This window comes from Enterococcus sp. DIV0876 (genome assembly GCF_050529585.1).
GTDB lineage: Bacteria > Bacillota > Bacilli > Lactobacillales > Enterococcaceae > Enterococcus_D.
In genome coordinates, this window is the sequence record NZ_CP172882.1 from 1,789,075 (window position 1) to 1,801,035 (window position 11,961).

General features: G+C 40.4%; 14 protein-coding genes. 3 read left to right on the forward strand and 11 right to left on the reverse strand.

The features are described from left to right. Positions 1-10 precede the first annotated feature (10 nt). From IGI41_RS08290 to IGI41_RS08300, 3 genes are read right to left on the reverse strand one after another with little or no spacing between them, the layout of a single operon-like run. The gene (locus IGI41_RS08290) at positions 11-613 is read right to left on the reverse strand and encodes a glycoside hydrolase family 73 protein (protein ID WP_430609288.1); all 603 of its coding nucleotides are present in this window, start codon (positions 611-613) and stop codon (positions 11-13) included. A gap of 7 nt (positions 614-620) precedes the next feature. Continuing rightward, complete coding sequence (locus tag IGI41_RS08295) at positions 621-1,427, reverse strand: M15 family metallopeptidase (protein WP_430609289.1); 807 nt, start codon at positions 1,425-1,427, stop codon at positions 621-623. 13 nt (positions 1,428-1,440) lie between these two features. Further along, positions 1,441-1,944 (reverse strand): hypothetical protein, encoded by a 504-nt coding sequence (locus tag IGI41_RS08300; RefSeq protein ID WP_430609290.1) that lies wholly within the window; start codon positions 1,942-1,944, stop codon positions 1,441-1,443. 126 nt (positions 1,945-2,070) lie between these two features. On the opposite strand from IGI41_RS08300, the gene IGI41_RS08305 reads away from it, so the two are divergent. Next, positions 2,071-3,024 (forward strand): Gfo/Idh/MocA family protein, encoded by a 954-nt coding sequence (locus IGI41_RS08305; RefSeq protein WP_430609291.1) that lies wholly within the window; start codon positions 2,071-2,073, stop codon positions 3,022-3,024. Positions 3,025-3,057: 33 nt separating this feature from the next. Here IGI41_RS08305 and IGI41_RS08310 read toward each other — a convergent pair whose 3' ends face one another. Continuing rightward, on the reverse strand, positions 3,058-4,035 hold the full coding sequence (locus tag IGI41_RS08310; RefSeq protein WP_430609292.1) for an aromatic acid exporter family protein: 978 nt from the start codon (positions 4,033-4,035) through the stop codon (positions 3,058-3,060). Positions 4,036-4,130: 95 nt separating this feature from the next. Here IGI41_RS08310 and IGI41_RS08315 point away from each other — a divergent pair, with 95 nt between their 5' ends. Next, a complete protein-coding gene (locus IGI41_RS08315) occupies positions 4,131-4,736 on the forward strand; it encodes an FUSC family protein (protein ID WP_430609294.1) in 606 nt (201 codons plus the stop codon). 63 nt (positions 4,737-4,799) lie between these two features. Here the strand turns inward: IGI41_RS08315 and IGI41_RS08320 are convergent, their stop codons facing one another. From IGI41_RS08320 to IGI41_RS08330, 3 genes are all read right to left on the reverse strand, one after another. Then, the gene (locus IGI41_RS08320) at positions 4,800-5,654 is read right to left on the reverse strand and encodes an SDR family oxidoreductase (protein WP_430609295.1); all 855 of its coding nucleotides are present in this window, start codon (positions 5,652-5,654) and stop codon (positions 4,800-4,802) included. 159 nt (positions 5,655-5,813) lie between these two features. Next, a complete protein-coding gene (gene nagA / locus IGI41_RS08325) occupies positions 5,814-6,959 on the reverse strand; it encodes an N-acetylglucosamine-6-phosphate deacetylase (RefSeq protein ID WP_430609296.1) in 1,146 nt (381 codons plus the stop codon). Between the two features lie 67 nt (positions 6,960-7,026). Continuing rightward, complete coding sequence (locus tag IGI41_RS08330) at positions 7,027-7,872, reverse strand: helix-turn-helix domain-containing protein (protein ID WP_430609297.1); 846 nt, start codon at positions 7,870-7,872, stop codon at positions 7,027-7,029. A 159-nt stretch (positions 7,873-8,031) separates the two neighbouring features. Here IGI41_RS08330 and IGI41_RS08335 point away from each other — a divergent pair, with 159 nt between their 5' ends. Then, complete coding sequence (locus IGI41_RS08335) at positions 8,032-8,211, forward strand: DUF2187 domain-containing protein (protein WP_430609298.1); 180 nt, start codon at positions 8,032-8,034, stop codon at positions 8,209-8,211. A gap of 42 nt (positions 8,212-8,253) precedes the next feature. Here IGI41_RS08335 and IGI41_RS08340 read toward each other — a convergent pair whose 3' ends face one another. The 4 genes from IGI41_RS08340 to IGI41_RS08355 form a co-directional block, all read right to left on the reverse strand. After that, positions 8,254-9,471 (reverse strand): pyridoxal phosphate-dependent aminotransferase, encoded by a 1,218-nt coding sequence (locus tag IGI41_RS08340; protein ID WP_430609299.1) that lies wholly within the window; start codon positions 9,469-9,471, stop codon positions 8,254-8,256. Between the two features lie 185 nt (positions 9,472-9,656). Continuing rightward, on the reverse strand, positions 9,657-10,532 hold the full coding sequence (locus IGI41_RS08345; RefSeq protein WP_430609300.1) for an ABC transporter ATP-binding protein: 876 nt from the start codon (positions 10,530-10,532) through the stop codon (positions 9,657-9,659). A gap of 11 nt (positions 10,533-10,543) precedes the next feature. Continuing rightward, the gene (locus IGI41_RS08350) at positions 10,544-11,761 is read right to left on the reverse strand and encodes an ABC transporter permease (protein WP_430609301.1); all 1,218 of its coding nucleotides are present in this window, start codon (positions 11,759-11,761) and stop codon (positions 10,544-10,546) included. Beyond that, the gene (locus IGI41_RS08355; RefSeq protein WP_430609302.1) at positions 11,758-11,952 is read right to left on the reverse strand and encodes a hypothetical protein; all 195 of its coding nucleotides are present in this window, start codon (positions 11,950-11,952) and stop codon (positions 11,758-11,760) included. Before IGI41_RS08355 ends, IGI41_RS08350 begins: the two co-directional genes overlap by 4 nt. Positions 11,953-11,961 lie beyond the last annotated feature (9 nt).

Below are 11,961 nucleotides of genomic sequence, written 5' to 3' on the forward strand. Positions count from 1 at the left end.
TCTTTATCATTTATTGGTCAAAACGATCCAATCGGTAGGTTTCGATCACTGAAACAATCTTAGTGGCATAATCTGGATCCGTTGCATATCCTGCATCTTGCAATGCTTGCGCGGCTGTCTGATAATCCGTCGCGGTCAGCACTTGCTCATACAAAGCCGGATTCCAATCGACACCATTCACAAAAAGCATGGTGTGATCATCCATTGATTCTTCCCATGAATCATAGACCCGGAAATCTCCTTGAATCGTTACCCATTCCCCATTATAAAACTCTTGGGTATCTAATGTCACTTTTTTTGAATGACCAAATGATTTAATACCAAATAAATTATGGTATTCACTTGCCAAGGTACTTTTTCCCCAATCTGATTCCAATATTGCTTGGCCTAAAATAATACTGGGTAAGATTCCATACCCTGTTTGCAATTCTTTGGCATGTGGGGCCAAACGATCAATAAATTCTTGTTGCGTCAATTCTTCTGAAGCCTCTTGATTGCTTTGCGGTACTGGATCTGCCAAACTATTCAATGAGAAAATAAAGGCGATCCCTATCAAAATCAAACCCAAAAAGACCAAAGGAAAACGGCTATTCTTTTTCTTTTTTCTTGCCATTATATGATTACCGCTCCTTTGCTTGGTCAATAAACTCTTCAAACGTCAGTTGATTTTCTTCAATATATGTCGCTGCTTCCACACCTACATAACGTAAATGCCATGGTTCATAATCGATGTGAGTAATCTCGTATTTACCCTTCGGATAACGGACGATAAACCCATATTCTCGCGCATGCTGCTGGATCCATTTACCACCATCTGTATCGCCAAATTTATGGTCCAACACATCAGTTGTATGATCTTGATACCACGCTTCATCAACGACATCAACAGCTAAGCCAGTATGGTGTTCACTATAGCCTGGTTCTGTAAAAGTTAGTTTCGTCGTTTTTGTCGCTTCTTCTTTCGTATCTCCTCGCCCCATCAACATATCCACATTGGCATCAAAGATTTCTTTTTGATAAGCGACTGATCGGTAAGCCGATACCATCACCAAAGGATGCTGCGCTTTTTTGGCTGCTTCTGCCAACGCTTCATATGCAGAGACGATACGTTTATCGACTAAGTAGCCATTGCTTAATTTTGCTAAGCCGGATTGGGCGATTTCTTGATCGATTTTATTCTGCGGTCCAACTAAGACCATTGACCAATCGCTTAGCGAAACATCAGGAAACGTGTCATCGAGACTTTCACTTGTCGTCTCCGTTTGTTGTGTTGTAGATTCTGTTGTAAATGTACTTGATTGCTCTTTTACACGACTGTTTTGCGTACTAGCTGTTTTATTTAAAACAGACCCTTTGCCAATTTCCACTGACAAAAAAACCAATACCAAAAAAGAAGCAGCCGCGATTATACCATAATACTTCTTCAAATAAATCCTACCTTTAATGATAAGTTTCTTCTAAATTCTCTTTGACCCATGTCAGCAATTCGACTTTATCATTTTTGATTTGCTGTTGCACGAATGCGGGTAAGCGGAAATTCAGAATATCGTCATAGCCCCATTCATCATACGTAATACTGACTCTCAAATCAAGGTATTGGACCATTTCTTCAGATTGTGTTAATATTTCTGCTTTTGCCAAATCGCTGCCCAGCCATTTTCTGGCGATCTGGGTCTTCATTTTTTTGAATTCTTGTACACCTAGATTGCGTTTTTCTGGATAGATAACAGTTTGACGTACAATCTTTTGGATCAGCATCCACTCATAATCCGAAAATAGCAATTTGACTTTTTGATTTTCAGCTGGTGATAAACTGATCTTTCCAGCTTTCCATGCTTCCCACTGCGCTGCTTTTAGGCCTAGTTGATTTTCATAGAACTGGCTTTCAGATGAATACTGCTCAATAATTGTGTTCAAAATAATAGCAATTGATACGTGATGCATGCTTATCCCCTCCTACTCTTTATTTTACTGAAAGCTGTGACGAAAAGAAACTTTTTGTATTTTTTTTTGATTATTTTAAACATTCTTGGAAGTTTGCTATACTAAATCATGAAGGAGATGATAGTTATGAAAAAATATCGTTGGGGCATGATTGGTTTAGGCGATATTGCCAGCCAATTTGCCGCTGGTTTTGATAGTCCAAACAGTGAATTATACGGAGTGAGCGCCCGCAGTTTGCCAAAAGTTGAAGCATTTGCAGCGCAATATCAGATTCCAAAAGCTTACGCGACAACGGAAGATCTTCTTGACGATCCGATGATCGATATTGTCTATATTGCCGTACCAAATGATCTGCATCATGAATTTATTATGAAATCATTATTGGCAGGCAAACATGTTCTTTGTGAAAAAGCAATAACCACTAATGCGGATGCGTTAGCTGAAGAGTTAGCATTGGCAAAAGAAAAACAATTGATTCTAGAAGAAGCAATGACGATTTTCAATATGCCTCTTTACGCTGCTTTGAGAGAACAAATCAATACTGGTCGCCTTGGTAAACTAAAAATGATCCAAGCACCTTTTGGGAGTTATAAAGATCCAGACCCTACCAATCGTTTCTTCAATCCTGATCTAGGCGGCGGAGCACTTTTAGATATCGGCACCTATGCTGTTTCCTTCGCACGCTTTTTCATGAGTGAGGCGCCGGAGGTTACTTATAGCGATATGAAACCTTTTTCTACTGGTGTTGACGAGCAATCAGTGACGATTTTACGCAATCCACTGGATGAAATGGCCAATGTCACATTGACATTTCAAGCAAAAATGCCCAAAACAGGTATCGTTGCTTTCGAAGAAGGGTACATCACAATAGACGAATATCCTCGTGCAGATCAAGCCATGATCCATTTCCGTGACGGCAAAACAGAAACTGTAGCTGTTGGTGATACAAACCAAGCATTGAATTATGAAATCGATAATATGCTGAAAACGATTGAAGGAAAATCAGCTGGTTCTATTCACTTAACGACAGATGTCATCAATCTACTCGATCAAATGCAAGCCTTTTGGGCCCAACAATAAACAAAGCCCCTTGCGAGATGCAAGGGGCTTTGTTTATGATGGTATCCCATGATTGCCAGGCGGCTTTATTTGTTCTGAAAAGTCTGCTTTTACCTCGATAAAACTTTTAAAAGTCTGCAAGAACCGAAAAAGCAGCGCTCGGTTCTCGAATTCGTTCCGCGTTTGGGGCAGAGGCTTTTGACGATAGTCTTCATAGAGCGCATCTATTTTTGCTAAAATCAGCTGGCCGTCATTGTTCTCATGGAAAGTTTCTGACGTATAGTACAAAACTGATTGAAAGGCCTTGGTATAGGCTTCTTCTACATGAATATGTTGCATGATTTCCGTCATGTCCATCAATAGTCGTGCTTGCGTTTGGCGCATGGCAAAATAGGCTTCATAGTATCCTGTTGCAGAAGTCCATTGGTTTTCTTGATGGATTTTGGCCTGATAGAGCCCTTTTTTGATTTCATCAAATAAAGTCTCGCAAAGATTCGGTAGACCTGCGGTTTCAATGGTATTGAATGAAGATGCCATTTCTTTTAAAAGACTTTTAAAAGTTTGTTCGACAGATTGTTGTGCTTTTTGCAGTTTTTCTTCCCCATTAGGCATATATAGATTGAACAGCAAAGCAAAGCCAATCCCGATACTCATCAATAAAAATGCATTGCCAATCAGAGGCAGCGCAAAGGAGCCTTCCATCAAATAGTGGGTGACCAACACCGAGTTGACTACGATGCCATCAGTTAGCCCGAAGTAGACCGCAATTGGAATAAATAAAAATAAAAACAAGACAAAACCAAGAGGGCTATACCCCAAAAGATGGAAACTGACGAAAGCCAATGCTGTCGCTATTGCCAATGAAATCAAGCGGCCAATACCAGTAAATAGCGATGTTTTCTTCGTATTGCCGACACTCAAAATAGCGATAATACCGGCAGCTGGTGCATAGAGCAAACCAATGCTTTGTGCCAAATACATGGACAATCCTGCGGCAATTGCCGTTTTGGTGGTTCTTAAACCAATTTTCATTTGATCACCTCCATGAAAGTATACTAGACATCAAGAGATAAGACTAGAATTTATACGTGCCTTTAGTTATGATAAGATAAAGGAGGAATCAAATCATGAAATTAGGGCGCTTTCGCTTAGGCATGAGAACGATCAAAACCGCCATTGCTGTAATGCTCTGTATTCTTCTATTTCACTTTTTGGATCGGGGTCAACCGTTGATCGCGGCCCTATCTGCTGTGTTTTCATTGCGTCAAGATTTGACAACTACTTTGTCTTTTGGACGTTCTCGGATATTAGGCAATTCGATTGGTGGCGGCACAGCCATTTTTTATTTTTTGACAAAACAATACTTTCAACATGATTTTTTGATTGAGCTACTAGTATTGCCAGCATTGGTGATGTTTATTATCGTTTTGTCCGATGGAATCAATAACAATTCGGGGATTATTTCGGGCATTGCGACAATGCTGTTGATCACGCTAAGTGTACCACAAGGAGAATCGATCATCTTTGCACTTGATCGGGTGTTGGATACGTTTATCGGAACCTTGATTGCTTTAATGATCAATTTCGTGATTCGTCCGCCAGAAATAGAGAAAAAAGAAGAAATCATTGAAGATTTAGCCGTCTTAAAACAAAAAGAAGCTGATCTGCAAGCCATGCTCCATGACGTGCAAGGAGCAATTTCAGAGAAAGAAAAAGAAGACCAGCAGCAATAACAGGCCCAAACAATATAGGCGTTAAGAAGAACAAGTCGTTCTTCTTAACGCCTATATTGTTTTTCAACTTATTGTTTGGTTTAAATGATCTGCAATTTCTCGCTGGGTTTGTGTCCATAGTTTTCGCATTTGCTGGTTTTTGTGTGGTATTTTTAATGGTGTGATCTGTCGATCCACAAAGTATTGACCAGAGATATCTGCAACCTCAGAACTGGTTGCTAAATAAATAGCGGTATCGGCACCTTGTGCTGGTGTTTTGAAAAATGGTGTCAACACTTTATAAACAGCTTTGCCAAAGCCGGTTTTACGACTGACACCTAAGCTTGTTGCGACTGCACCCGGATGCAAGGCATTCACAGTAATATCCGTATTACGCAACTGGTCAGCAAAAGCTTCTGCCATCAAGATCATCGCTTTCTTTGAACGGCCATATTCCCGCCAGGGCAAGAATCCCTCCACATCAAAAAATGCTTGGTCTTTATCTGGAACAAATTTGTAGGCATCAGAAGCAACAACGACAATTCGGGCACGATCTGCTTTTTTGAGCAATGGCAGCAACAAACGTGTCAACTCAAAGTGTCCGACATAATTGACACCCATCATTTGTTCAAAACCATCTTTGGTCCACTCTTTTTTTAACGTTACAACCCCCGCATTGTTGATCAAGACATCAATTTTATCAAAACGTGCATGCATTTCAGCTGCCGACCTTTGTACGCTTTCTAAAGAACCTAAATCGCCTATCACCAAGTCAATCGCTTGATTTCCTGTACTTGCTTGCAACGCTTTTTGGGCAGCTGCTCCTCTTTTGGAAGAACGGCAATACATGATGATATGCGCACCTTCCTTCGCCAGTACTTCGGCAGTTGCATAACCTATACCAGCGTTGGCACCTGTGATCACAATTGTTTTGTCCATCTCACACCTCCTCTTACACAGTATATCAAGCCGCTGCTGAATCAGCGAGTAATAAGCAGGTTTAACAAAGTACTGCTCTTGCCACTAAATACTTTAATTGCAGATAAAAAACCGATTAGACAAAACGCCCAACCGGTTTCATATAAAAGTAAGGATAGATTATGCTTCGTAACGACATACACCATCTAGGTAAGTCGCTTGCAGATTCATTTCAGGATCTAACACGATAAAATCAGCCGCACGCCCTGCTTTGATCATGCCGCAAACATCATCGATTTTACAGCTGGTCGCTGGTACCAAACTTGCCATCATAATGGCTTCTTGTGGTGTAGCAATGCCCCATTCAACGACATTTTTGATTGCTTCTTTTAGTTTCAAAATACTACCGGCCAAATTGCCTTCTGCCAAACGGGCTGTCCCCTCTTTGACAACAACAGGGAATTCACCTAATACATAATCACCATCAGGCATCCCGCCTGCCATCATGCAATCCGTAATCAAAGCAACGTGATCATGACCCGCTTTTTCCATCAAAATTTCTGCAGCTTGTGGATGTACATGGTGGCCATCACAAATCAATTCAGAAAAGACTTGATCTAATGACAACAACGCACCGACCATTCCTGGTTCCCGATGATTCAATCCACGCATCCCGTTGAAAGCATGAACGAAGACACTCGCTCCAGCTTCAACAGCAGCTTGCGCTTCCGCTAATGTCCCATTACTATGCCCCAATGCAACAACTACGCCTTCATCAGTGACAGTTGATACAAATTCGCTGACTCCTTGACGTTCAGGTGCTAAAGCGATTTTTTTGATGATTCCGCCAGAAGCCTGTTGCCAGTCATGGAATGTATCTAAATCAGGATCGCCAAAGTAAATCGGATTTTGTGCCCCTTTATGTTCTTCTGTAAAGAAAGGTCCTTCAAAATAGATCCCTTGAATTTTGGCCCCATTGACATCATCTTTGACTTGACCAATCGTTTTTGCCACATCACGCAAACGTTCTTTGCTTGACGTTAATGTAGTCGGTAAAAACGATGTCACACCACAAGATAATAAGCCTTCAGACATCACTTTGATGCCATCCGCATCATTGTCCATCACATCATGGTTCATGTATCCATGGATATGCGTATCCACTAAGCCAGGTGCTATCCATTTGCCAGAATAATCGACTACATTTGCGTTCGCTGGTGCTTCTTCAAGAATGTCACCAAACTTTCCCTCTTTCACTTCAAGGTAACCGGGTCCATGTACTGCCGATTTCAAAAAGAATTTATCCGCATAAATATATTGATTCATCTAGATCGCTCCTCTATTTCTTTCTCCTTTAAAATTACTCTTATTTGACGGATAAGTCAAGAAAGGTCTACACCATTTTAACAGATTGCTGAATATCAACCACTGCCCGATACAACTGAAAACTTTTTTTTGCTGCTTGCTCCTCTTTCATCATCATTAAAATTTGTGCTTTGATTTCAAATAATTCTTCTAAAAAGTAAAAACTGTTTTTTCCTCTTGCTAAAGCAATGCCCTCTTCTATGATTTTCAATGAACGACATAGTTCATTTTGCTGTTTCAAAAAAACGGCATAGTTGTAGTAGACTTTGGTCAATGCCGTCGTTAAACGTTCGGAAGGCAGTGCTTGCATGCTATCGTATGATTTTTCTAAATAAAAACGAGCATCTGCCAGTTGTTGCAAATCACTGTAGACACGACCCATGCAGCTAAGAATCCGTATTTCCATAACAGAAACATTGGTTTTATCTTGCTGATACGTAAAAGATAAGCCCTTCTTCAATGATTCAAGTGCTGACTCATAGTCTTGCTCAATAAAATAAGCACAACTCCCTAAGTAGTAATAGTACATTTGCATATCGGTATCTAAATATAAATAATGTTTGATTTGTTTGTCCTGAAGCTTTTCAAGTAGCTCTTTGAATTGTTTATGAACAAAGTGAGATTCGATTTGTGCGAATAGCTTGTTGGAGTGATTGATTTCTTCTGAGTGAAGCATCATGACTTGATCTAAAGTCACACCTAGACGCTGACAGATTTGGTACATCACCCAAACATTAGGTAATTCTTCATTATTCTCTATACGACTCAAGACACTTTGAGAACAAATGTCTTGGGCCAACATTTTTTGTGTCATTTTACGATTTTGACGAATAGAACGAATGATTTGACCAAAAGATTCATTTTTTTTCTTCATAATTTTCCTCCGGCAGTCCCTAAAAAAAACGATTTTATAAGCAAAAATGCGAATTCGCATTTTTAATTTTCTTCATTTTAGCACATAATGGCAAAAAGGAAAGCAATTTCAACAATATCTTGTTATTTTTCAACAATTCTAAAAACTGAGGTGGGCGAAATGACAATCGATAGTACGATCTTTTTTACATGGGAAGGTAAAACTTATGAGGCGGTCATTGAAAGAGAATATGAGAATTCCGTCCTCGTCCAAGTCAACGAACCAAGCTCGGAAATGCTGGAGAAGTTTACCAACCGTATGATCATCAGCAAAAAGAACTGTCAACAGACAATTGAATAAAAAAAATCTGCTTTCTGACTGATGCCAGAAAGCAGATTTTTTTTATTTTTGTTGATAGCTAGCTAAAAATTGCGTCATTTTTTCAGCAGTTGTTTTCAAATCATCCATATTTGGCAAATACACGATGCGGAAATGATCCGGTTGCTGCCAATTAAAACCGCCCCCATGGACTAAGAGGATATGGTGCTCATGCAAAAAGTCCAAAACGAATTGCTCATCATTGGTAATGTTAAACCGTTTGATATCGATCTTTGGAAAGATATAAAATGCTGCTTTCGGTTTGACTGCCGTTAAACCGGGGATATTATTCAATGCTTGGTAGATGAATTCCCGTTGCTCATAGATACGACCACCAGGCAATAACAATTCATCTGAACTTTGATATCCGCCTAAAGCCGTCTGCACGATTTGCTGTGACAATACATTTGAACACAAGCGCATGGAAGACAACATGTTCAAGCCTTCGATGTAATCTTTGACATTTGTTTTATCACCACTCAAGACCATCCAACCGACACGGAAACCGGCCACACGATGTGATTTAGACAAACCGCCTAACGTCACCACAAAACGATCTGGAGCCAATGTTGCGATTGGCACATGAACATAATCATCCATGACCAAACGATCATAGATTTCATCAGAAAAGATGATCAAATCATGTTCTCGGGCAACATCTACGATCTGTTGTAAGATTTCTTTAGGATAAACAGCCCCCGTTGGATTATTTGGATTGATCAACACGATTGCTTTCGTTTTGCTGGTTACTTTTGAACGGATATCTGCAATATCAGGATTCCATTCAGCCGCTTCATCACAAATATAGTGTACTGGTTTCCCCCCAGCCAATGAGATTGAGGCTGTCCACAAGGGGTAGTCAGGCATTGGTACCAAGATTTCATCACCATTGTTGCATAAACCTTGCATACACATCGTGATCAATTCAGACACACCATTGCCCGTATAGATATCATTGATGGTCACATTGGGAAATTGTTGTAGTTGATAATATTGCTCTATTGCCTTTCGGGCTGAAAAAATACCTTTGGAATCAGAATACCCTTCAGATTCACGAACGTTCATAATTAAATCTCGAACGATTTCATTCGGTGCTTCAAACCCAAATGGGGCTGGATTTCCCGTATTTAATTTCAAAATACTAATGCCTTCTTCTTGCATCCGATCTGCTTCTTCTAAGACAGGACCACGGACATCATAACTGACCCCTTCAAGTTTTGACGATTTCGAAAATTTCTTCATATGGTTTTCTCCTTTAACCAGTAGGTCAACGTTTGGTTATTGGTACTCGTCGTTGATCTCTTTTCAGATTGAATTTATTATAGCAAAAAGTCTTCGCATTGGCGAAATTTTTTTAAAAACCTTAAGATGATACCCGCAAAAAAGCACATGCTGCGTTTGAAAGCAACATATGCTGGATGTATGCGTTAAGCTTTTTCTGGAAAATACATCAAATACAATTCATGCAGCGCCATGTGCCCCACCGAAAAATCAATGATTCCAGCAGCCAAAAATTTCTGTACCCATGATGGATCCGTCAACTCGATCAAATAAATACGTTGCTGCAAATCGATCATCACGGAGGTCAATTCGGGAAATGTCACTAAAAAATCAGGTGAATCTACTTTTAGATAAAGTGGCGCATCTTGCAGTGACTTTTTGCCCAAATATTCGTGGATGATTTTGCCTTCCTTCAAAAAAAGAACACGATCGGCATAACTATCAAGATTGGTCAAAATATGAGAAGCAATCAGAATACACTTGTTTTGCTCACGCAGTTTTCTTAAAACAGCAGAAATCAATTCCACGTTGGTTGGATCTAAACCATTCATGACTTCGTCCATTAACATATAGGGTGTATCTGTCACGATTTGCATCGCAAAACACAGACGTTGCCGCATACCCAGTGAGTAAGATTGGACTGGTCGCTTGATATAATCTGCCATGCGCAGGGCATCGATCGTCTCTTCCACTAGCGTTTCCTCCGACTGCCACATTCGCTGGTACAACTTCAAATGATCCAACCCGCTCAAATCTTCATAAAGATCATTTTGGTCAGGAAAAAAAGAAATCTGCTGATGCGCATAGGCTTCTGCTTTCTTGGTTTCATACAATGGTACTTGATCAAGGTACACGCCCCCAGCACTTGGTTGAACAAAGTGCATCAAAACATTCAACAAAGTCGATTTTCCAGTACCATTTGGCGCTACAAGTCCGATAATCTCGCCTCGTGCAAAGGCCAGAGACAAATGATCCAGTACTGGACGATCGTATTGGACCGTCACATTCTTCAGTTCTAACATTCTTCATCCTCCTAAACAAATCGAAATGTTTTGCTTTTCACCTTGAAAAACAAGCCAATCTCTATCAACAACCAGATGACCCCAAACCACAACAACCCCTTTGAAAGGGTAAAGCTGCTAGAGCCAAAATAAAACCGACTATATCCAGAAAGAATTTTCCCTACTTCTTGATAAAGATAAATAGTGTTGGTGCGATCTAAGAAAACACTAAACCAACGATGTTGAAAAATAAAGGGTGTGATCAAACAAAAACCCATCAGCAAGAGATTCATGTATTCTGAACGAAACAATACGCTCAATAATAAGATACTTCGGGTATAGATCAGTTGTATCAAGAAAATTGTTCCTATACATTGGATCAAGAATAAACCCACTGATTGTGTGGTAAATGCTTCCATCGATGTGATTGGATAACGTGCATCAACTGCTGATGAAAAAATCGCAACCGGCAGCGAGCCAGAACCAAATCCATATTGCAGCCCAGTACCTATCCAAATCAGCCCGATAGTCATCAAAGTCATACAGGTCGAACAAAACATCACAGCTGCGGTTTTTACCCACAAGATATCTTCAGGTGCTACCGGATAAGCCAAAAATAATGTACGGTGCTTTCGTTCCTTCAATAAATGATCGAGTGCCAAAAACAAAGTGGCAGATAAAAGTACGATAGGCAAACTATCCAGCATCGCGCGATAGACAGTTTGTATGCCCGTTTTTTGTTCCATGACAGCCTGTGACAATTGCGTATTTGGTAATTGACTGTAGCTTTCCATCAATCGTGCCGTAGACGCGTAACCAAATCGACCGTCATACGCAGCATAATAATTTTTATAGGTATAATATTCCGGCGTATAAAAAATGTTTTGATCATCTGTATACTGCAAGGCCACTTGATACCATTGACTCGTCGCCTCAGCATAGGCTTGCCAATCCCCTTCGGCCAGTGCGTCAAGCCGTGCTTTTTCTGCTTGATTCCAAGGTGTAAAGGCGGCAATCGCTAACGCTGCCGACCAGTGATCAGACGGCTGTGCTGCCTGTTCTTCTAGAAACGCTTGCCGGACTTGATACCGTTGCGTCATTTCAGCTTGATCCACTCGCTCGATTGGTCGATAGTCACGTTGTTGCAAACAATAGACGCCTGCATAGACAATCAACAAACAAAAAAGTCCAATTGTTTTCTTACTACGAAACAACTGACGCAATTCAAATAAAAAATACGCTTTATTCATCGTCCACCTCGCATGATCCATTGCTTTTTATCCGCAATCATAATCAGAACCAAACCGCAGACTATCAACAAGCCTGTGATTCCCCAACTATCGTAAACCCCCAATTGACTAGCAGATCGCCATGCAAAGGCGCCAGTGTAAAACTGTTCGGTCCGTAACACCGCCAAGGGCGCAAAAGCTGTATTTTGCACAAGAGCCAG